This is a genomic window from Paenibacillus sp. 23TSA30-6 (genome assembly GCF_014858585.1).
GTDB lineage: Bacteria > Bacillota > Bacilli > Paenibacillales > Paenibacillaceae > Paenibacillus.
In genome coordinates this window covers 41,337-62,851 of sequence record NZ_SLTL01000027.1, presented here as the reverse complement: position 1 = coordinate 62,851, position 21,515 = coordinate 41,337, and the positions used below count along the sequence as shown (strand labels likewise).

The 21,515-nt window shown below is 44.1% G+C and carries 19 protein-coding genes and 1 pseudogene; 17 read left to right on the top strand and 3 right to left on the bottom strand.

The window, feature by feature from the left end:
- The first annotated feature begins 9 nt into the window (after positions 1-9).
- From E0698_RS27525 to E0698_RS20865, 9 genes and pseudogenes are all read left to right on the top strand, one after another.
- Positions 10-1,758, top strand: coding sequence for a glycosyltransferase (locus E0698_RS27525; RefSeq protein WP_192512801.1), 1,749 nt, complete (start codon positions 10-12; stop codon positions 1,756-1,758).
- Between the two features lie 285 nt (positions 1,759-2,043).
- Positions 2,044-3,276: a class I SAM-dependent methyltransferase gene (locus E0698_RS20900; RefSeq protein ID WP_192512800.1), complete on the top strand. Its 1,233-nt coding sequence runs from the start codon at positions 2,044-2,046 to the stop codon at positions 3,274-3,276.
- A complete protein-coding gene (locus E0698_RS20895) occupies positions 3,210-3,872 on the top strand; it encodes an acyltransferase (protein ID WP_192512799.1) in 663 nt (220 codons plus the stop codon). Before E0698_RS20900 ends, E0698_RS20895 begins: the two co-directional genes overlap by 67 nt.
- 199 nt (positions 3,873-4,071) lie before the next feature.
- A pseudogene (locus tag E0698_RS20890) lies at positions 4,072-4,792 on the top strand (IS5 family transposase).
- A 533-nt stretch (positions 4,793-5,325) separates the two neighbouring features.
- Positions 5,326-5,724 (top strand): flagellar protein FlaG, encoded by a 399-nt coding sequence (locus E0698_RS20885; protein WP_149095588.1) that lies wholly within the window; start codon positions 5,326-5,328, stop codon positions 5,722-5,724.
- A 12-nt stretch (positions 5,725-5,736) separates the two neighbouring features.
- Positions 5,737-7,236: a flagellar filament capping protein FliD gene (gene fliD / locus E0698_RS20880; RefSeq protein ID WP_192512798.1), complete on the top strand. Its 1,500-nt coding sequence runs from the start codon at positions 5,737-5,739 to the stop codon at positions 7,234-7,236.
- A 20-nt stretch (positions 7,237-7,256) separates the two neighbouring features.
- Complete coding sequence (gene fliS / locus E0698_RS20875) at positions 7,257-7,649, top strand: flagellar export chaperone FliS (RefSeq protein WP_192512797.1); 393 nt, start codon at positions 7,257-7,259, stop codon at positions 7,647-7,649.
- 3 nt (positions 7,650-7,652) lie between these two features.
- Positions 7,653-7,991: a hypothetical protein gene (locus E0698_RS20870; protein ID WP_052647029.1), complete on the top strand. Its 339-nt coding sequence runs from the start codon at positions 7,653-7,655 to the stop codon at positions 7,989-7,991.
- A 353-nt stretch (positions 7,992-8,344) separates the two neighbouring features.
- Complete coding sequence (locus E0698_RS20865) at positions 8,345-8,542, top strand: cold shock domain-containing protein (protein WP_013373372.1); 198 nt, start codon at positions 8,345-8,347, stop codon at positions 8,540-8,542.
- Between the two features lie 138 nt (positions 8,543-8,680).
- Here E0698_RS20865 and E0698_RS27090 read toward each other — a convergent pair whose 3' ends face one another.
- From E0698_RS27090 to E0698_RS27080, 3 genes are read right to left on the bottom strand one after another with little or no spacing between them, the layout of a single operon-like run.
- Positions 8,681-8,926 (bottom strand): hypothetical protein, encoded by a 246-nt coding sequence (locus tag E0698_RS27090; RefSeq protein ID WP_238354085.1) that lies wholly within the window; start codon positions 8,924-8,926, stop codon positions 8,681-8,683.
- Positions 8,898-9,617, bottom strand: a complete 720-nt coding sequence (locus E0698_RS27085; RefSeq protein ID WP_337916395.1) for a DUF11 domain-containing protein — start codon at positions 9,615-9,617, stop codon at positions 8,898-8,900. The genes E0698_RS27090 and E0698_RS27085 overlap by 29 nt, the downstream gene beginning before the upstream one ends.
- A 46-nt stretch (positions 9,618-9,663) precedes the next feature.
- Complete coding sequence (locus E0698_RS27080) at positions 9,664-10,377, bottom strand: hypothetical protein (protein ID WP_238354084.1); 714 nt, start codon at positions 10,375-10,377, stop codon at positions 9,664-9,666.
- Positions 10,378-10,805: 428 nt separating this feature from the next.
- Here E0698_RS27080 and hpf point away from each other — a divergent pair, with 428 nt between their 5' ends.
- From hpf to E0698_RS20820, 8 genes are all read left to right on the top strand, one after another.
- Positions 10,806-11,366 carry a ribosome hibernation-promoting factor, HPF/YfiA family gene (gene hpf, locus E0698_RS20855; RefSeq protein WP_192512796.1) on the top strand — a complete coding sequence of 187 codons (561 nt, stop codon included), beginning with the start codon at positions 10,806-10,808 and terminating at the stop codon, positions 11,364-11,366.
- A gap of 414 nt (positions 11,367-11,780) precedes the next feature.
- Positions 11,781-14,231, top strand: a complete 2,451-nt coding sequence (gene secA / locus E0698_RS20850; protein WP_192512795.1) for a preprotein translocase subunit SecA — start codon at positions 11,781-11,783, stop codon at positions 14,229-14,231.
- Between the two features lie 287 nt (positions 14,232-14,518).
- Positions 14,519-15,632 (top strand): peptide chain release factor 2 gene (prfB, locus tag E0698_RS20845; RefSeq protein WP_155985392.1). Its coding sequence is split into 2 segments (ribosomal slippage): positions 14,519-14,590 and positions 14,592-15,632, totalling 1,113 coding nucleotides; the frame shifts between segments, so codons are not numbered across the junction.
- Between the two features lie 99 nt (positions 15,633-15,731).
- A complete protein-coding gene (locus tag E0698_RS20840; RefSeq protein ID WP_192512794.1) occupies positions 15,732-16,631 on the top strand; it encodes a YitT family protein in 900 nt (299 codons plus the stop codon).
- 262 nt (positions 16,632-16,893) lie between these two features.
- On the top strand, positions 16,894-17,943 hold the full coding sequence (argC, locus tag E0698_RS20835; protein ID WP_192512793.1) for an N-acetyl-gamma-glutamyl-phosphate reductase: 1,050 nt from the start codon (positions 16,894-16,896) through the stop codon (positions 17,941-17,943).
- Between the two features lie 106 nt (positions 17,944-18,049).
- Entirely contained in the window at positions 18,050-19,276 is a 1,227-nt protein-coding gene (gene argJ, locus E0698_RS20830) for a bifunctional glutamate N-acetyltransferase/amino-acid acetyltransferase ArgJ (RefSeq protein ID WP_192512792.1), read from the top strand.
- Positions 19,277-19,356: 80 nt separating this feature from the next.
- Positions 19,357-20,196 carry an acetylglutamate kinase gene (gene argB / locus E0698_RS20825; protein ID WP_192512791.1) on the top strand — a complete coding sequence of 280 codons (840 nt, stop codon included), beginning with the start codon at positions 19,357-19,359 and terminating at the stop codon, positions 20,194-20,196.
- A 39-nt stretch (positions 20,197-20,235) separates the two neighbouring features.
- On the top strand, positions 20,236-21,498 hold the full coding sequence (locus tag E0698_RS20820; protein WP_192512790.1) for an acetylornithine transaminase: 1,263 nt from the start codon (positions 20,236-20,238) through the stop codon (positions 21,496-21,498).
- The last annotated feature ends 17 nt before the right edge of the window (positions 21,499-21,515 follow it).

Below are 21,515 nucleotides of genomic sequence, written 5' to 3'. Positions count from 1 at the left end.
AGTGATGAGGTGCTAAGCAGCATCATAATATTAACGTATAATAAATTAGAATATACAAAAGAATGCATAGAAAGTATTCGCGATTATACAGATCAAGGTACTTATGAGATTATTGTAGTCGATAATGCGTCAAATGATGGGACAAAAGAATGGATTCAAAGTCAGGATGATATTTTTGATATATGTAATGAAAGTAATTTAGGATTTCCTAAGGGCTGCAATCAAGGTATTGAAGTTGCACAAGGAGACAATATTGTTCTTTTAAATAATGATGTGGTGGTAACACCAGGATGGCTAGATATTTTACTAAATGCTTTATACAGTTCTGAGGATACTGGAGCAGTCGGTCCTGTCACCAATAGTGCGTCTAATTATCAAGCTATACCTGTTGTTTATCAATCAAAAAATGAAATGTTAGCTTTTGCAACTCGGTATAACCGCCCTGATCATATTAAATGGGAGCAAAGGCTAAGACTCATTGGGTTCTGCATGGTGATTAAACGGGAAGTGGTTGACAAAGTGGGTTTATTGGACGAAATGTTTACACCAGGTAATTATGAGGATGATGATTATTCTTGTAGGGTTATCCAATCTGGATATAAGTTGATTTTATGTAAGGATGTATTTATTCACCATTACGGTTCTATAACTTTTGGAGAGGCTAATGGATCGTATACAAAACTGTTGGAAAAAAATAAGCGTAAGTTTAAAGAAAAATGGAATTTTAGATCTGAAGATCTGAGTAACATAAGGCGTGAATTAAGCAATTTTATAGAACAGCCAAAAGAAGGACATATTATTAGAGTTTTAGAAGTGAACTGTGGGTGTGGCGGAACTCTTTTGGAAATTAAAAATAAGATTGAAAACGTAGAATTATTTGGATTAGAGGCAAATGAGTTTGCGGCAGCTTTTGCATGTGAAATTGCAGAAGTTCGGGTTGCAGGTGTCGAAGAGGCATTGAATTATCCTAAAAATTATTTTGACTATATTATTCTTTCAAATACATTCGAAGAGTTAAGAGATCCATGGGGCTTTTTGAAAAAATTAAAAATGCAGCTAAAACAGAACGGGAAGATATTAGCTAGTATTTATAACGTAATGCACTATAGCATTATTAAATCTATGTTAAATGGTCAGTGGAGTTATACAGATAATGGTTTACTGGCCCACTCTCATATTAGATTTTTTAGCCTCCGTGAAATTGATAAGATGTTCACGGAAGCAGGATTTGAACATATGGAATATCAGAGTATTACGCTACCAATTTCTGATTTAGATCAAAGTTATATTGAGAATTTGAATAAATTAGGGAACCATTCGGTAGAACAATACAAGGCTCATCAATATGTTGTAAAGGCTTTTAATAACAATAGAAATGATATATTGCAAAAAATCCTCCTCAGATTGGAGGACGAAAATTATCCGAAAGGGCTTCTAATTGAATTTATAAATTTGATTACTATGAATAACATAACTTACGTAGATATCATTAAAGAGATAGAAAAGTCGGTGATTGTAAATAAGCAAACGATGTATAACATATTGGGAACAGCACTATACAAGGCCGAATTATTTGATCATGTCTTTCCTCTGTTTTATGCCTCGTATGAATTAAATAAACTTGATAAAGAAACTTTATACAATATAGGTTTTTTATTGTATAAAGCTGGTGATAATAATTTATCATTGCACTATCTTCAACAAATTGAGGATTACGATCCTGAAACCGCTGAACTTATTGAGTTAATACAATCTTGATTAATTATATGGAATAAGGAATTTTCAGATACACTTCAGCAGCTCAGACCCTAAAAAAAGTATAGTAGATAAAATATGGGCTGATTTTCAATGTATTTAAAGAAAGAGTCTGATATAAATATATAAGATGTTCTACTGCTATCTTTGTTTATATTTATTTTGAATCAGTTAATTATCATCTAAAAATTACTCTGAATCTGAATAGGTTCTTAAAAGCCTCCTTTCAAAAGGATATTGTTTGATAATTTAGTCTTTGTATGAAAACTTATAGAGAGCAGGTTCCTTATGACTTTAGCTGAACAAAAAGAATTGATTAATATTCTGTTAGAACTTGATAATGGTTTATTAACAGAAGGTAATGTTGCTAAACTACTCAGTGGCATACAAAAAGATGATGTATTAGAAAAAGTTTTTAAAGCCGTCTCAAATGAAATAACTAATAAAATAGATATTCTAAACTATCTAGCTGTTGAAGGTTTCAACAATGGTGTGTTTGACCATATAATACCTGTACTTCAAAAATCTCTTGAATTCGACCCCTTTCATAAGGGAACCTTATTTAATTTAAGTAGTATTCTATCTCATTTCGGTGAAATAGACCTTGCTTTAAGCTATGCTAAAAAAATACAGGACAATAGTGATGATACTTTGGCCCTAATGAAAGAATTAACGAATGCAATTGCCGTAGAGAAAAAAAGCGGTTCTCAAAATATTTTAAACATGGAACAGAATGATATCAGCTTTACAGGAGAACGATTAGTCATTAATCAAGACGTAAAGGACAACTTTAGCAATGTGCTCGAAGAACATTTGCGCAGATATGAATTAGCTTGTGAATATTCCAAAGATAAAATAATACTTGATGCTGCTTGTGGAGCGGGATATGGCTCAAAAATGATGAAATCTGCTGGAGCAGCAATGGTTGTGGGTGTGGACATTGATCAAGATAGTGTGAACAATGCAAAAAAGACTTATCATGCTGACAATATCAACTTTATGTATGGTGATGTGAATAAATTACCATTTAAAGATGAGACCTTCGATATGGTCGTTTCTTTTGAAACCATAGAGCACATTGCCAATGGAGCCGATTGGATTAAGGAATCTGCCAGATTACTTAAGGAAGATGGCCTTTTCCTAGTATCGACTCCTAATCGCTCTATTACCAACCCCGGTAACTACTTTGAAGAACAACCCTTGAATCAACACCACTGTTTTGAATATAACATAACGGAGTTTATCGGTGAATTAATGAACGAGTATGATATATTGGATGTTTTTGGTCAAAGCTATATCAATGACTATGATAGTTACTACTATCATGTTATGAGAGAAGCCCGTCAGCTAAATAGAAAATTTGCACCTGACAAAGTAGTCGAACAAACTGAAAAACACGAGTTGATCTCACTTAAAGATGTGAAGAATGCGCAGCCAATGTATATAATTGCAGTATGCAAAAGGAAAAAAAAACTAAAGGATCATCAGAGTATAACCAAATCTCTATTTCAGAAACTTTAAAAAGACCTACATTTTATAAATTGGGTGAAAATGTATCTATTGGAGAAGGGTGTGAAATTGTTGGTGCTGAAAGAATTTCTATTGGCAATAATGTCATGATTAGAAAAGATTGTTGGTTAAATATAGTTATTAATCAAAACTATAAAAAAAAACCCGGAATTATCATTGATGATGGTTGCCAGATTGGAAAAAACTTTACTATTTCGGTTTCCAATAGAGCGCATATTGAACAAAATGTCCTGATTGGTGCTAATGTATACATTGCGGATTGTGGACATGCATATGAAAATATTGCAATCCCTATTATGCATCAAGGGATATCTTCCGAGACGAACGAAGTTTCTATCGGCGAAGGATCATGGTTAGGAATTAACAGCGTTATTGTTGGAAATGTCCGAGTAGGTAAAGGGTCCATAGTAGCGGCAAACTCCTTTATTAATAAAGATGTACCTAATTACAGTGTTGTAGCCGGGAACCCAGGGAAAATCATCAAAATGTTTGATAGTGTAAGCAGAACGTGGAGAAAAGTACACAATGATGAAGATATCCAATTTATATTAAAGAATCGAGTTAGCCCATCCAAATTAAGTATATAAAAGGAGTGGAAACACAAAAAAAGTGTAAATTAAAGTGATTTTAGGAGATGATGATGTAGTGTAAACGAAACGACAACGAAGAAAATTAATAAACAGAATAAATTAGGGCGTGTATTCAAACTACAAAACAAAGTTAAATCGTGGTAAATTAAGAAGTATGAAGAGACGATACGAAATCTAAGATGATCAGTGGAAAAAGATCAAAGACGTGCTGCCACCGGAACGAAAAAACAAGGAGGTCGACCTGGAACAGACAACCGGGTGATGCTCAACGCGATGCTGTGGGTCGCCCGTACCGGGGCACCATGGCGAGATATGCCAGACTATTATCCTTCCTGGTCCTCGGTGTACACCCGGTTTCGTCGCTGGAAAATTGCCGGTATCTGGGATCGGGTTTTAGAACACGTTTCGATGGAACCTGACTTCGAAAGTGTAATGATTGATGCGACCATTGTTCGTGTTCATCAGCATGGAGCCGGAGCAAAAGGGGGCGGTATCTCCAGGCCATAGGAAGATCCCGAGGCGGACTGACCACTAAAATTCACGCTATCATGGATGCTTTAGGCAATCCGTTGCGCTTAGAGTTGACGGCCGGACAACGTCACGACTCGGTCATGGGCTATGAAATGCTGAAGTCGATGGATTTAACCCAAAAACAAGTGCTGGCCGATCGGGCATATGACACGAACCGGATTCTCCAACTCCTAGAAGAGCAAGAGGCGACTCCAGTGATTCCCAGCAAGAAAAACCGTCGAGTACAGCGAAAATGGGACAAAGCAATCTACAAAGAACGGCATTTAGTGGAGTGCTTTTTCAACAAAACCAAACACTACCGTCGCCTAGCGACTCGCTTTGATAAATTGACGTGTACCTTCAAGGCTTTTTTGACGTTGGCCTCGATTATGATCTGGCTTGCTTAGGTTTGAATACACCCTAGTAACTGCTCAAGATACACAGAATGTATTAAACTAGTTGTTTGCGAGACTCTGATAAGGGATGCACGGCGATACCGGATACACCCAGCTATGGAAATATGAGTTGAAAGACAAACCACACTCCTACAGCCGTAATGGGAAAGTAAGAAAACTGTTGTGAGTGAAATATGCCAATAGGAACAGTATTCCTTCTGTTTGTTTGAGGAATTTGAGCCCTGGTGTGAAAAAGTCTCAAAAGGAAAGTGAAATAAGCCGTTGCAAGAGCACACATGATCTTTGTTTGACCCCATTCATTCTTAAAGTAAAAAGGAACTGTTTTACTTAAACTATTTCAGAACCTTCTGTGAGGCAAAAAAGTAGAGTTTTTCGATTATATGCTTCTGTAATGGAAAATATTCTTTATTTCTCTATGGTACGTATCTCCGAATTAATATGAATTCTCTACTTTTCCTTATATTCTTCACAATATACTCTAAACAACCGATAAAATAATAAATAGGCCATCGGAGGTTGGAAGAATGAATCTGCAATTTTCGGTTTCAACGAATCAGATGAATGGACAGGCGAACGGTGTGTCTCAAATTAGTGAAGGTTCCACTGCTGGAAACAAAACAACTGAGTTATTAGTAACTGCCATTAAAAGTGGATCAGCTCTAACTAAATTGGAGCAGCAGGGGGTTGCTATTCCTCTTGGAGAAGAGCAGCTTATCCGTGCTATAGACCGCGCAGTCAAAGCTCTTCAGGGGCCCACAACCACGTTGGAAATGAGTGTGCACGAAAAGACCCATCAGATCTTGGTTAAGGTTCTGAACAAAGATACAGGTGAACTGATTCGAGAAATCCCACCTGAAAAGACTTTGGATTTAGTGGCAAAGATGATGGAAATTGCAGGAATTCTTATCGATGAAAAAGTATAAGGAGGTAATGAAATGCGTATAAACGGTTTCTCAGGAATGGATATAGACAGTATGGTCACATCAATGATGACTGCCAAAAGAGCTCCTTTAAACAAGCTGAATCAGCAGAAACAGACATTGGAGTGGACGCGTGATAGCTACCGTGAGTTAAATACTAAAATTGTACAATTTAGAGACAAACTATCCAGCATGAGTAAGTCAGAGACAATGAATACTCAGAAATCGACGTTAACTGGTAATACAACGGCTATTAAAGCGGAAGCTAATGCTGATGCTAGCTCTACACCTATGTCTGTAGTCGTTAACAAGTTAGCAACAAAGTCCAATATGCAAACCTCTACAGGCTTACGTACTGCTGGAAGTAGTACAGCAGATGCTACTAAAAATACAACATTGGAGCAAATTGCAGGTGGTAGTGCATCAGATACTTATGAGTTAAATATAAATGACAAAACAATCACTTTTCTAAAAACCGATACAATATCTGCAGTGATGGGCCGTATCAATTCGGAAGGGGCGAACGTAACAGCGACCTTCGATGAAATCAGCGGCAAGTTCTCCATTACAGCTAAAGAATATGGGGATAGCAATAATATTAAATTAACAGGTGCCGATAAGCAGGCTAAAAGCAGTACGCTCATGGATTTATTCCAAATTAGTTCTACAGATGTAAAGGCGGCTGAAAAAGGAGAAGTTATAGTAACGAATACTGCGGATTCGAGTTCTAAAACTTATAATCCTGATAAGAACTCCCTTGTCGTTAATGGAGTGTCGCTGACTCTGTTAGAGACCACGGGAACCACTGGACCTGCCAAAATAACAACCCAATCAGATCCAACAAAAGCTATGGAGACCATTAAATCTTTTGTGGATACTTATAATGACCTATTAAGTACATTTAATACGAAACTAAGTGAACAAAAGTATCGAGATTTTCCTCCACTGACAGCCGATCAGAGGAAAGATATGAAAGAAGATGAAATTAAGCAGTGGGAAGAAAAGGCCAAAAGTGGTCTCCTCAAAAATGATTCCATTTTGAGTTCTGCTGTGTCTTCTATGCGCATGATTATTTCCAGTAAGTTAGGTGATTTGAGTTCAGTTGGTATTACTACAGGTCAGTACTACGAAAATGGTAAACTACAGATTAATGAAGAAAAGCTGAAGGCTGCTTTAACGACAAATCCGGAAAAGGTTTTGAGTATATTCCAAGGTTCGTCTGCTGATGTAACCAGCAAGCCTCTCTTTAGCGAATTAAGAAGTAAGCTTGATACTACGTTGGACATGTTTGTAAAAAAAGCAGGTACATCGAAATTTGATACGAATGGCAGTATGACCTTTAAAACAGAAAGTGTAATGGGAGATCAATTAAAAGGCTATAATCGCCGTATTACAGATCTAACAAGCAGACTCAAAGATGCTGAAACTCGTTATTACAAGCAGTTTTCTGCCATGGAATCGGCTATGAGTAAGTACCAATCGCAGTCGTCCAATTTGACAAACCTTTTAAAATAGTCTAGAAAAGGGTGGTTAGTTTGATTTCATCTCCTTATGAAAAATATAAACAGTCTTCGGTGCAGACATCTACTCCGGGGCAACTCATTATTATGTTATATGACGGTGCCATTCGCTTTGTAAAGGCCGGTCTTGAGGGAATATCATCCAATGATATTGCTAAAGCAAACATAAACCTGGGCAAAGCACAAACTATTATTAGTGAGCTAATGTCTACGTTAAACTACTCGTATGACATTTCCAAAAATTTATATGCTTTATATGAGTATATGAACTATTTATTGATCCAAACCAATATCAAGAAAAAGATTGAGTCAGGTGAAGAAGTTCTCGGTTATCTGCAAGAATTGCGTGAAACTTGGGTTGCAGTGAACAAGCTGACGGCAGGTATGTCATTGTCATCGGAACAGTAAGCTATGATAAATGACGCTTTATCCCAATTGGAGCAACTAACCCAACAATTCATACTTCGACTGAATGAGACAAATTACGAGGAAGTTGAGATTTTTGTCGAAGTTCGTCAAATGAAGGTGGATAAATTGCTGAGTGTCTTGGAAAATACGTCTATGACAGCGGAGCAAAAACGGAAATTAGAGTCTATTCTAAGCCATGATGCAATAATTGATCAGCACATGCAATCGCTAAAACAGGAAGCCCAAAATTGGCTTGTCCAGCGAAATATGGCCAAATCGCAACGCAGTGCTTATGAATCTAACTATACGCCTGATAGCTTTCTGATGGATCGTAGGAAATAAATTTAAAAAGCTCTCGCCCAACACGTTTTATTGTGTGGACGAGAGCTTTTTAACATTTGTAAAGTCTCTAATAAGTTTAAGCGAAAAGAAAGAACACATACAAAAAAATCTATCAATTTATCGTTTCAGGCACTAAAATGTAGTTTAAAACATGATTAGTAAGTCTACTTTAGTCCAAGTTTTAATAGTTCAAGAGAACAAAGTTGTTGACTATTTACCCATTGTATTATATATGGAATAACTATGCATGAAAACATTATCAATTCCAATTGACAATGGATAACTTTGGGTGGTATAGTCGGAAATGTGGGCGAGAGCTTCACTTCATTTGATGACGAAGGGAATGTTAGTGCATGCAAGGTAAAGTTAAATGGTTTAACGCAGAAAAAGGTTATGGTTTCATTGAAACTGCTGATGGCGGCGACGTATTCGTTCATTTTTCCGCAATTCAAACAGAAGGCTTCAAAACACTTGAAGAAGGACAAGACGTGGAGTTCGACATTGTCGAAGGCGCACGTGGACCACAAGCCGCTAACGTAACCAAATTATAATCATCCCCGGCATAGCCGACCTACATAATTGGTAAGATGGTTAGCAATGGATAACGCGCTAGCAACTGCCCTGGAATATATTCCAGGGCTTTTTTATGTTTTCTAAAGGAGCTAGGCGATACACAGCACGGTGAAAAGTTACTCTACAGAACCGTCGAAGTCAGCCATCTCCACGAAAATGGTGTTGGAGGAAGCAGACTGCTTCTCTACGCGTCTGTTTGGATAGCGGAATTGATAGCGCAGAATGACTTGAGCGATTAGATAAGCACGAAGTGCGGATTCAATGTCCAAGGAAAAGACGATGACGGTCTTATGGTCTGGGTCAAGACGGCCCAACGGGATACCTTGGAGCAGTTTAGGGTAAGGAAGTGGCACAGAGTTCACAGTGACCGTTCGCAGTAAAAGGAAATCTTCGGCTGCGAATGGTGCAGTGAGTAATAGCTCCTCCAGCGGAGTGTTGCCGATGTTTTCCACGTTGACGGTAAAGGACAAGGTATCTTCTTGCCCGACACGTAGCGCTGGAGCTAAGTGTGAGTTTAGGAATAGCTGCGATGACGGTCACGCCGACGGTGTTGGATTGAGCAGTCTCTTGAACAGTTTCACCTCCGCTACGACGTGAGGTATACGCGATGGTGGCTTGGTTGCTGAAGGTTCCATCCACGGGTGCTTCGCGGATTTGGGCTTGTAGCGTAAGGATGACAGTCTCACCTGGAGCAATATCCGGGAGATTGGTTCCTGTGCCCGGATTAGCGCCTGACTGAGCTTCCTCCTGGATCGTCAGGCTGTTAGGTACGTAAATCAGTCCTTGCGGCAACGGGTCTGTGAACAATGGATATAGCGCCGGGATATCGCCTTTGTTCGTGATTTGTACGGTAAATGTGAGCGTATCGCCTACGGAGGCATCGGCGGTATTCACATTTTTGATTAATTCAAGCAGTGGATATACGACTGGAGTGTTGATGGCATTTGTGGCCAGAGAGCCCGATACGGATCTTCCTCCAGGTAGTGTGAACGAATAGGCAAGCGTAGCCTGATTGACGATGTAGCCGGATGAAGGTGTTTTGGCTACGGTCACTTGATAAGTCAGCCTTAAGGACTGTCCGGGTTCCGCAGATCCGAGACTAACACCAACAGGCAGAATTGGTCCCCAACAAGGATTGACCGTTCAACTGAATGGTGCCAGGAACGAACAGAGTTCCATCAGGAATAAAGTTTTGCAGGGTAACTTCTGTGGAGATACTTACATCAAGCTGCGGGTCAAAGACGGCTACAGTCACGATGTTGCTGGTAACCTCGCTCGTACCGTTGCTATCAGCATACCGGAGCTGCACGCTATTGTTTAGACGGCCTCCGGCAGGCAGTGACTGAACGTTCATGGTGTAGGATACATTCACTTTTTGCCCCGGTTGAAGGCTGCCGATGAATAATGGTTCACCTGGTTTGATCAAGGCAGGTGAATCATTGACCGAGGTTGCAGATTCAGGGCTGACGGTAGTGGACAAGGCGGGGGTTTGAAATGTGACCGGATTGCTGGCGCTGGACAACACATTAGTGCTGCCGTTGGCATAGCTTCCTCCCCAAATAAGCTCAGCATACAGCACCGTACTGCCCGCAGGAAGCACAAGAAATGCTGTCGATGAGTTACTTGTAATTGCAGAGGTTGCGCCCAATGGATACGTGCCAAAGCGAGAGGCTGTATTGGTTGTGATGAAAGCGCCAATGCTGGTTACAGTTCCCGGTACTCCTACCGAAGCGGAATGGGCCAGTCCGAGCGTATTCCCTATAAAGGTAACAGCCCCCGTCTGGTTCGTTGCATAACGCTGAATAAAAGCCATGGATTAGCTTCCTACTTTCTACCTATTCCAATATTTTCCGTTTGGAGGGTCGTCGTTTGGGAAGAGCCAACGTAATAATCCTTTCGTATAAAATCGCCACGCATGGTAACTAAGTCGTGCATGCACCACAGGCCTGCATCGGATTCAGTGTGAAAAAGCCTCCCTCCTTTTTCGTTAAAGTAGCTGAGCGTAAAGCTGGGAATACATAAAATGTCACGATGCAGTAGATCAACTATTTTTATATGTGTTCATTATTCACATGTGTGTGCAGGTCTCTTTAAAACATGATCTTTTTCAAAAGATGAGATAGTCGCCAAGGGTTTTATCGAAAAAAGAAGATTTTTGTAAAATAGCTCCGAAATGTTGGGTGTTTTTTTACTTGGCGTTAACATATGTGCTATACTGAAGGGGCAAAGGAGGCGTGCCCTATGAACTTAACAGTACGAGGTCAACAGATCGAGGTTACCGACGCTTTGAAGGACTACGTTGATAAGAAATTCAGCAGACTTGAGAAGTATTTCGATGCACCCCCGACGTCTGACGGAAGTGTAACGTTAAGCACAACCAGAGATTTGCACACTGTAGAAGTAACCATTCCTTTGCCGGGGCTTGTACTCCGTGCCGAAGACGAAAGCGACGACATGTATGCGTCCATTGATGCCGTGGTAGACAAGCTTGAGCGGCAGATCCGCAAGCATAAAACCAAACTGAACCGTAAATTCCGTCAGGAAGGCAGTTTGAAGACCCTTTTTGTAGAAGGGACGGCAGGTGGCGTAGCTGTTGCTGAAGATGAGGATTCAGAATTGGATGAGCTGGAAGTCGTCCGCACCAAGCGTTTCTTATTGAAACCGATGGATGTGGAAGAGGCCATTCTTCAAATGAACATGGTTGGACATAATTTCTTCGTATTTGCCAATATCGATAACGAAGAAGTCAGCGTGGTTTACAAGCGCAATGACGGCAAATATGGTCTGATCGAACGGGAATAATCTGTAAGGCAGGAACTTATCTTGTTTTAAAATGAATAGAGGGTTCCCGATTGAAAGCATGCTTCATTGGAGATTGGGGAGAATGAAAATAACGACGAGCCTTATCCTTGCGAACCTGGCGGGGTAGGGCTCTTTTATATGTTTTTCTGAAAATGAAATGTAATTTTAATGCAAATAAACGTAACTAATTGTGTATTTCATGCGTCAATTGTTTTGGTATCTTTAACCGGATGCAAATCAGGGAGCGGCTTGTGTTGCGGCATGTCCTACAAACTGTTACAATTTATGCAAAGAACATCGCACGATGGGCTGGTATAGCCGGGCCTGTCAAACATATCGGGATCAATTTCATCATGGACCCTTTCTTATTGTGAAATTGATTCTATTAATTGTTTTGCGTGAAAGGGGTAAACCATGTTAGGAATTGTAAAGAAAATTTTTGGGGATACAAACGAACGTGACGTCAAGCGTTTAATGAAGACGGTTGAGCTGATCAATAAATTAGAGCCGGATTTCGAGAAGCTATCGGATGAGGAGCTGCAAGCGAAAACGGCGGAGTTTAAAGCCCGGATTGAGCAGGGAACTACAGCGGAAGAGATTTTGCCGGAAGCTTTCGCAACCGTTCGTGAGGCATCCAAGCGGGTGTTGGGCAAACGTCATTATGACGTACAGATGCTTGGCGGTATTGCGCTGCATGAAGGTAGAATTGCCGAAATGAAAACCGGCGAAGGGAAAACACTGGTGGGAACACTGCCGGTTTATTTGAATGCACTGTTGGGTAAAGGCGTGCACGTGGTTACGGTCAATGACTATTTGGCGCAACGTGACAGCGGAGAAATGGGACAAATCTATAACTTCCTGGGCATGTCGGTCGGGCTGAATTTGTCTGGTCTGGGTCATGGAGAAAAGCAAGCTGCATATGCTTGCGACATCACGTACGGCACGAACAATGAGTTTGGATTCGATTACCTGCGTGACAACATGGTGCTTTATAAAGAACAGATGGTACAACGTCCGTTGTACTTCTGTATCATTGATGAAGTGGATTCGATTCTCGTCGATGAAGCTCGTACACCATTGATTATTTCAGGACAAGCTCAAAAATCGACGGAGCTGTATTTTGCGGCTGACCGTTTTGTGAAGAGTTTGAATGTTGAAGAAGATTACACCTTGGATATCAAGGTGAAGTCGGTTGCTTTGACTGAGAACGGTGTATCCAAAGCTGAGAATTTCTTCGGACTGGAGAACCTGTACGATCAGGAAAGTGTGACAATTAATCACCACATCGTACAAGCCTTGAAGGCTAACGCTATTATGCGTCTGGATGTGGATTATGTCGTAGCTGACGGCGAAGTTCTGATTGTCGATGAATTCACAGGCCGTCTGATGGCCGGACGTCGCTACAGCGATGGTTTGCATCAGGCGATTGAAGCGAAGGAAAACATCGTTGTACAGAACGAGAGCATGACGCTGGCGACGATTACTTTCCAAAACTATTTCCGTATGTATCGCAAATTGGCGGGTATGACGGGTACAGCTAAAACAGAAGAAGAAGAATTCAAAAAAATATATGGTCTGGAAGTTCTCCAGATCCCTACGAACCGGGCGAATCAGCGTGTGGATATGCCTGACGTAGTATACAAGAGCGTAAAAGGTAAATTCCATGCGGTAGTGGATGAAATTGTGGAGCGCCACAAAAACAACCAGCCGATATTGGTAGGTACGATTTCTATTGAAAATTCGGAGCTTCTTTCCGAAATGCTGAAACGCAAAGGCGTCCGGCATAAAGTGCTTAACGCCAAGTATCATGCCGAGGAAGCTGAAATCATTTCCCGTGCGGGTGAAGCGGGTTCCGTAACCATTGCCACGAACATGGCGGGACGTGGTACAGATATCGTGTTGGGCGAAGGCGTAGCGAGTATTGGTGGTTTACACATCATCGGTACAGAGCGTCACGAATCTCGCCGTATTGATAATCAGCTTCGCGGACGTGCAGGACGTCAGGGTGATCCGGGCTCCACACAATTTTACTTATCGCTGGGCGATGAGTTAATGAAGCGTTTTGGTGCAGACAACGTGCTGAATATGATGGAACGCTTGGGCTTCGAGGAAGACCAACCGATTGAAAGCCGAATGATTACACGTGCTATCGAATCGGCGCAAAAACGCGTTGAGGGCAACAACTTTGACCAGCGTAAAGTCGTTCTCCAGTATGATGACGTGATGAATCAGCAACGTACTATTATTTACAAACAGCGTCGTGAAGTGCTGGAATCCGAGAACATTAAAAAAGTTGTATTCGACATGATCAAGCCTGTCATTGAGCGTGTGGTTGAAGCTCATTGCGGCGATGACATTCCTGAAAACTGGGAACTTGAAGAAGTGGCAGAATATGTGAACAGCAATCTGCTTGATGAAAATGCAATCAGTCGTGATGATCTGTGGGGTAAAGAAAAAGAAGAGATCGTTGAAATGATCTTCGAGAAAGTTACGGAAAGATACCACAGACGTGAAGAGACGATTGGTGAAGACATGGTACGCGAGTTCGAGAAAGTTATCGTATTGCGTGCAGTGGATAGCAAATGGATGGATCATATCGATGCTATGGATCAGCTGCGTCAAGGTATTCACTTGCGTGCTTATGGTGGTACCGATCCATTGCGTGAATACCAGTTTGAAGGTTTTGAAATGTTCCATGCCATGATCGCCAGCATCCAGGAGGAAGTAGCGACTTACATCATGAAGGCGCAAATTGAATCCAACCAAGAGCGTCAGGCCGTTATCGACGAAGACAAAATTTCGACGAGTGGCGAACCTGCTGCTCCTAAAAAGAAATCCGCCCCTTCGCGTCCGCGCAGAAAATAACGGATTGAAGGACGGATTTAGGGAAGCATTCATTTCCTGTAATGCATATAATGGCAGGCGGCAGTTTATCCAACTGACCGTCGGCCATTTTGTGCCATACAGGGGAGCACCCGGTTATTTAAAAGCCGTTTGACTTTACGGCGGTCGGTAGCGAAGCGAAGGATTTGAATCTGGAGAAGCGTCAGCGTTCGTAAGATCAAATCCTTCGCGTAGCGTCTCTTATCGCCCGTCCGTAACTCAACACATTTTTAAACCTTTAACCTAATGACTAAAAGGAGAATGACATAATGATCGATCCAAATGTAAAGCATGATTTAAGAGAAATAGGCAAGAAACTAACAAACCTTAGGGGGTCTCTTTGACTTAGATCTCAAACAGGAAATGATCGCAAACTTTGAGGAAAAGATGGCTGCGCCTGATTTTTGGGATGATAACGATAAAGCCCAAGCCGTGATCGCGGAAATGAACGCGGTTAAGTCTTCTGTAGACAGCTATGAACAGCTCCGTCAGGAATATGAGGATGCGGGGATGATGGCTGAGCTGGCTGATGAGGAAGGCGACGAAACACTGGCTGGAGAAATTGAAAACAGTATCAGGTCCTTGCTGAGCAAGCTTCAGGAGTTTGAATTGCAATTGCTTTTAAATCAGCCATATGACAAGCTTAATGCTATTTTGGAGTTGCATCCGGGGGCAGGTGGAACCGAGTCGCAGGACTGGGGTCAAATGCTGTTACGGATGTATACACGCTGGGCAGAAAAACGCGGCTTTAAGGTAGAAACGCTGGATTACCTTGCGGGTGATGAAGCAGGGATCAAAAGTGTAACGTTGCTGATCAAGGGCTATAATGCTTACGGCTACCTCAAAGCAGAAAAAGGCGTGCATCGTCTCGTTCGCATTTCTCCATTTGATTCTTCGGGTCGTCGGCATACGTCGTTCGTATCCTGCGATGTCGTGCCGGAAATTGCGGATGATGTGGACGTTGAAATCCGGACAGAGGATCTTAAAATTGATACCTACCGGGCCAGTGGTGCAGGCGGTCAGCATATTAATACGACCGACTCAGCAGTTCGGATTACGCATCTTCCTTCTGGCATTGTTGTAACTTGTCAAAATGAGCGCTCCCAGATCAAGAACCGTGAGCAGGCTATGACGATGCTTCGTTCCAAGCTCTACGAGCGCAAAATTGAAGAGCAACGGCAACAATTGGACGAAATCCGTGGGGAACAGTCCGATATTGCATGGGGCAGCCAAATTCGTTCTTACGTGTTCCACCCATACAGTATGGTGAAGGATCATCGTACCAGTGTAGAAACAGGCAACGTAGGGGCTGTCATGGATGGCGATCTGGACCCGTTCATCGACGGTTACCTGCGGAGTCAGATCAAGCTGGACGCAGAATAATAGCCTGTACGTTTTCCTACAGTCCCGTAGGCCAAGTGCCTGTGGACTGTAGGAATTTTTGTGTACACGGTATTTTTAAATTAAAGGAGAATACGAAAGATGTCCCAAATGAATCTCCCCGCTGCTCGGCGAAGACGCCGTAAGCCTCTGATTGCCGCCAGTGGCCCCGCTCGCAATGTGATGGATATTCTGCTCATTGTGCTCGGCTCCTTCATTACGGCGCTGACCTTCAATATGTTCCTGCTTCCGAACCGAATTGCATCCGGGGGTGTGTCGGGTTTATCTATTTTGGGCGAGGACCTATTTGGTCTGGAACCAGCTTATACGCAGTGGGGAATGAATATTCCGTTATTTATAGCGGGAGTGCTGCTGTTAGGAAAGAAATACGGTTTGCGTTCCCTGCTGGGGAGTATCATGCTGCCGTTATTTGTGTACGTAACTAAGGATTGGGCAGTTCCGACAACGAATCCGCTGTTGGCTTCGCTGTATGGTGGAATTGGAGTAGGATTGGGATTGGGCACCGTGTTCCGGGGCAGAGGCTCGACGGGTGGGCTGGCTATTTTGGCGCAGATCATTCAAAAATATTCCGGCCTCAGCCTATCACTCTGCGTCATGCTCATGGATGGTACGGTCATCACACTGGCTGGTTTTGCTCTATCGCCGGAACGGGCGCTGTATGCACTGATTGGTTTGTTTGTAACGGGCAAGGTCATTGATGCGGTGGAAATGGGGTTAAGCTACTCCAAAGTGGCCTATATCATATCCAATCAGAAGGAAAAGATCACACAGGCTATTTTACAGGACTTGGATCGGGGATTGACGGAGCTGGCAGGGCGAGGCGGTTATACAAACGAAGAACGTCCTGTGCTAATGGTTGTGGTAGGCCAAAATGAGGTGACTCGTCTCAAGACGCTTGTTCGCCTGGTAGATCCGGATGCTTTTGTGATCATTAGTAATACGCGTGAAGTATGGGGTGAAGGTTTTAAGAAGGAAGGCTAAAAACAGGATGGCTTGTCGGGAGGCATGGTTTTAAATAAGGGGAACTCCGTTTTTGCAAAACGTGGTTTCCCTTTTTGTATTTATGCAGGCTCTGATAGGAACCTCGACATCAAGTGCAGCCAATGGATAATCTTAATGAATACTAATGCATGAGAAAATTATTTCAAATTTGGGCGAATAACTTTACATGAGTATGTTGTATTTATATGAATAGAGTCGTATAATAATACATATTTCATAGGAACGGAATGGAGGAAGGTCTGTGAGCAGCAAGCTAAAAGTGGCAATTGTAGGTTCTACCGGATATGGCGGGGTGGAGCTCATTCGTTTTTTGGTTCATCATCCGCAGGTAGAGATCGTATCTGTTATTTCTTCGTCCAGCGCGGGTGTTCCGATCAGTGACGGGTTTCCACATCTGACGGACATTGTGGTTCAGGATTTGGACGGTGTCGATATTCAAGAGATTGCTGCCAAGGCTGATCTGGTTTTCACAGCTACGCCTTCTGGTGTCAGCACCAAGCTGGTGCCGCAGCTTCTGGATGCCGGATTGAAGGTCATTGACCTCTCCGGGGATTTCAGGCTGCGAAGCGGAGAAGCGTATGAAGCATGGTATAAAAAGCCTGCGGCTTCACCCGAATATCTCAAGCAAGCCGTATATGGACTCAGCGAGGTGTATGCAGAAAAGCTTGCTGGCGTCTCTTTTATTTCTAATCCGGGTTGCTACGCAACGGCTACCTTGCTGGGAATTATCCCTGCGTTGAAGGCGGATTGGATCGACCATCGGACGCTGATTGTAGATGCCAAATCCGGGGTATCCGGCTCCGGCCGGGGAACAAGTCTCGTTTCGCATTATGCGGAGATGAACGAAAATTTTAAAGCCTACAAGATTAACAAGCACCAGCATATCCCTGAGATCGAACAGGTATTGGGCGATATTGCAGGTGAGGACGTTATGATTACGTTTACGACGCAATTGGTTCCGATGACCCGAGGAATTATGAGTACGATCTATGTCACGTTAAAGGGTGAACATACAGATCAGGATCTCATCGGGCTATACCGGGATTATTATAAAGACCATCCTTTTGTCCGTGTGCGCGGTGAAGGTATATGGCCAGCAACGAAGGAAGTATTTGGCTCCAATTATTGTGATATCGGTTTTGCAGCAGATGCACGGACTGGGCGCCTTACGATTATTTCGGTCATTGATAATGTCGTGAAGGGTGCTGCCGGACAGGCGATTCAGAACTTAAACTTGATGATGGGATGGGAGGAGAACCTCGGACTGGGCTTCATACCGGTATATCCGTAAGCAGCAAGCAGCCGCAACATGGAAATGGGAAACGTAAGCGGGCGGGAATGGCTTCGCAAATGGAACCGTTACTTATAGAAAGCGTTGCAGACGAGGGCACACAATTATGGGCAAATCAGGGTTTACAGTAGTAAACGGGGGGAATATCGTAACTCCGCGCGGCTTTACAGCCGGAGGATTGCACTGCGGACTTAAAAATACCGACCGCAACGATATCGGCGCGATTCGCTGTGAGGTAGAGGCGACAGCCGCTGCGGTATACACCACCAATGTATTTCAGGCCGCACCGCTCAAAGTGACTCGCGAAAGTCTCGTGGATGGTCGGCTGCAAGCGGTCGTGGTGAACAGCGGGAACGCCAATGCCTGCACCGGACAGCAAGGAGAGCAGGATGCCTACGCTATGCGCTCGGCTGCGGCTCGTGAGCTGGGTGTTGCGGAGAGCAATGTAGCCGTTGCATCAACGGGCGTGATTGGCGAGCATTTGAAAATGGACCGTGTGCTTGGCGGCATATCCGCATTACCTGGCCGTGTGAACGGGGAAAACGACGGGGCAGAGCAATTTACGCAAGCCATTTTGACGACGGACTTGGTTAAAAAGGAAGCATGCGTGTCGGTTGAAGTGGATGGTGTGACCGTACACATCGCCGGGGCGGCGAAGGGCTCAGGCATGATTCATCCGAACATGGCGACGATGCTGGCTTTTATGACCTGTGATGCTGCAATTGGGCAGACTGCACTTCATCAGCTATTGAAGCAGGCAACGGATACCAGCTTTAATATGATTACGGTAGATGGCGATACGAGCACGAACGATATGCTGATCGCGATGGCAAGCGGGCTGGCGGGTAACCGTGAACTGCACGCAGGACATCCCGATTGGGCTGCTTTTGCCGAGGCGTTCACCTATATCTGCCGTGAGCTGGCGAAGGCAATTGCCCGCGATGGGGAAGGCGCTACGAAGCTGGTAGAGGTGTCCGTGAGCGGCGCGGTAAGCGATGCATCTGCTCAAGCGATAGCGAAGACAGTGATCGGGTCCAGTCTGGTGAAGTCGGCCGTTTTTGGTGCTGATGCGAACTGGGGCCGGATTATTGCAGCTGTCGGGCGGGCCGGAGAGCCGGTCAATCCAGATACGGTAGACATCCGCTTGGGTGATATTGTTGTGCTGAGCGCGTCCAGCCCAGTCGCTTTTGATGAAAATGAGGCGCTCTCCTACCTTCGGGGAGATACGGTGCGGATTATTGTGGATTTGCATAACGGAACCGGAACCGCCACAGCATGGGGCTGTGACTTAACTTACGATTACGTGCGGATTAACGCTGCATATCGGACATAGACAACGGAATAAACACGGATGTAATTCTGGCATTATTGTAAAATGGCACGGACTGTGCAGAGGAGAAAAGGGGAGATTATATGCAATCGGCAGTGGAAAACGCGGATCAAGCCAATCATGCGGGATTGGCGCGTCGTAATTTTGTGATGAAATGCGGAGGAAGTACGCTGGCTGCTTTGCCTGATTCCTTCTTTGACGATCTGGTTCGCTTGCAGTCGGAAGGTCTTCAACCTGTTATTGTACATGGCGGCGGCCCTGCAATCTCAGACAATTTGGCGAAGCTGGGCATCGAAACGGAATTCATCAACGGATTGCGCAAAACGACCGAGCCCGTGCTGGATGTCGTGGAAATGGTGCTGGCGGGCAGCATTAACAAGCAGATTGTACGCAGGATCGGAATGCACGGAGGTCGAGCGCTCGGTTTGTCGGGCAGTGATGGCTATTTAATCGAGGCAAAACCTGTGTCGAATGCCGCAGAGGTCGGCTGGGTCGGAGAAGTAACGTCTGTTCAGGCTTCCATTATTACAGGTGTGCTGGATATGAACTATATGCCCGTTATTGCGCCTATCGGGATTGATAGATCCGGTCAGCGCTACAATATTAACGCAGATACAGCGGCGGGTGCGGTGGCATCCCATATTGGCGTTAGCCGGATGATCGTCGTTACGGATGTACCAGGCATATTGAAGAAGATCGGCGGAGAGAAGAAGGTGCTGGAATCCATCACCGTACAGGAGATTGAGGATATGATCAGTACAGGTGAAATATACGGCGGCATGATCCCTAAGGTGAGAGCGGCTATAGCCTGCATCCACGGCAAAGTGAAGGAAGTCGTCATTGTGAACGGCAGCGAACCGCAGGTATTAAGCCGTGTGCTGGGCGGAGAAGCCATTGGAACGCGCATCGTGCGCATGCAGTAATCATCGTATTCAACCAAACGAAAAAGGAGCGTGAACATAATGAGTAAGGAACTAGATACCTTGGTGAGCGTCGAAACGCCGGGTACGGACGGAGCCGTTGTTGGAGCACAAACCGAAAAGGCAGCAGCACAGACTGACAGCTCTCTTTTTCCAACTTACGCAAGATACCCGCTCACACTGGTCAAAGGACAAGGAAGCTGGCTGTGGGATGATCAGGGCAAGCGTTATCTGGATTTCATGTCAGGCATTGCTGTTACCAATCTTGGACATGCGCCACAGGCTGTAGCTGAACGCTTGAAAAAGCAGATTGATGAACTATGGCATGTATCCAATCTGTTTCATATTCCGGGGCAGGAACGGGCCGCCGCTTTGCTGACTGCCAATAGCAGTGCAGATGCCGTGTTCTTCTGCAACAGCGGCGCAGAAGCGAATGAAGCTGCGATCAAGCTGGCGCGTCGTTATCACCAGAAGGTGAAGCAGACCGGACGCTACGAGATCATTACGTTCACGCAATCCTTCCACGGACGGACGTTGGCAACCTTGACCGCTACGGGTCAGGATAAAGTAAAAGAAGGCTTTTTGCCGCTTCCTGCCGGATTCAAAAGCGTTCCTCTCCATGATCAAGCTGCGCTCGAAGCGGCGATCAGCGAGAATACGGCCGCAATCATGCTGGAAATGGTGCAGGCAGAAGGCGGAATGTATCCGGTAGAACCTGCTTTTGTAGACGTGATTACAAAGCTTTGCAACGAGCATGGATTGCTTTTGATCATTGATGAGGTACAGACGGGCATGGGACGTACAGGCAAGCTGTTTTCCTTTGAGCACTACGGCATAGAGCCGGATATCTTTACGTTGGCGAAGGGCTTGGGCAGTGGGTTTTCCGTTGGCGCGATGCTGGGCAAAGGATATTTGCGCGAAGCGTTCACAGCGGGCAGCCATGGCTCTACCTTTGGCGGTACTCCGCTTGCTATGGCAGCGGTTCAGGCGACCATTGAAACGATTATTGATGAAAAACTTCCAGAGCGTGCGGCTGAGCTGGGCGAGTATTTGTTCCAAAGTCTGCAAAAGCAGCTTGGAGAGATTCCTTTTGTGAAGGATATCCGTGGAAAAGGCCTGATGGTCGGCATTGAGTGTGCTGAGCCTGTGGCGGAACTTGTTTTGGCAGGCCAAAAGAAGGGTATTTTGTTCATTACCGCAGGACCGAACGTGATTCGCCTGTTGCCTAACCTGTATGTAACGAAGGATGAAATAGATCAGGCTGTAGCCCTTATTACCGAGTTGATTCAGGAGCATATTGCTTAGTGTGGCTAAACCACCTA

What these genes read in the sequence shown, in the direction of transcription:
- E0698_RS20900 (WP_192512800.1), top strand. Translation starts at nt 2,044, where the DNA reads ATGACTTTAGCTGAACAAAAAGAATTGATTAATATTCTGTTAGAACTT.
- E0698_RS20895 (WP_192512799.1), top strand. Translation starts at nt 3,210, where the DNA reads ATGCAAAAGGAAAAAAAAACTAAAGGATCATCAGAGTATAACCAAATC.
- E0698_RS20885 (WP_149095588.1), top strand. Translation starts at nt 5,326, where the DNA reads ATGAATCTGCAATTTTCGGTTTCAACGAATCAGATGAATGGACAGGCG.
- fliD (WP_192512798.1), top strand. Translation starts at nt 5,737, where the DNA reads ATGCGTATAAACGGTTTCTCAGGAATGGATATAGACAGTATGGTCACA.
- E0698_RS20870 (WP_052647029.1), top strand. Translation starts at nt 7,653, where the DNA reads ATGATAAATGACGCTTTATCCCAATTGGAGCAACTAACCCAACAATTC.
- E0698_RS20865 (WP_013373372.1), top strand. Translation starts at nt 8,345, where the DNA reads ATGCAAGGTAAAGTTAAATGGTTTAACGCAGAAAAAGGTTATGGTTTC.
- E0698_RS27080 (WP_238354084.1), bottom strand. Translation starts at nt 10,377, where the DNA reads ATGGCTTTTATTCAGCGTTATGCAACGAACCAGACGGGGGCTGTTACC.
- hpf (WP_192512796.1), top strand. Translation starts at nt 10,806, where the DNA reads ATGAACTTAACAGTACGAGGTCAACAGATCGAGGTTACCGACGCTTTG.
- secA (WP_192512795.1), top strand. Translation starts at nt 11,781, where the DNA reads ATGTTAGGAATTGTAAAGAAAATTTTTGGGGATACAAACGAACGTGAC.
- E0698_RS20840 (WP_192512794.1), top strand. Translation starts at nt 15,732, where the DNA reads ATGTCCCAAATGAATCTCCCCGCTGCTCGGCGAAGACGCCGTAAGCCT.
- argJ (WP_192512792.1), top strand. Translation starts at nt 18,050, where the DNA reads ATGGGCAAATCAGGGTTTACAGTAGTAAACGGGGGGAATATCGTAACT.
- argB (WP_192512791.1), top strand. Translation starts at nt 19,357, where the DNA reads ATGCAATCGGCAGTGGAAAACGCGGATCAAGCCAATCATGCGGGATTG.
- E0698_RS20820 (WP_192512790.1), top strand. Translation starts at nt 20,236, where the DNA reads ATGAGTAAGGAACTAGATACCTTGGTGAGCGTCGAAACGCCGGGTACG.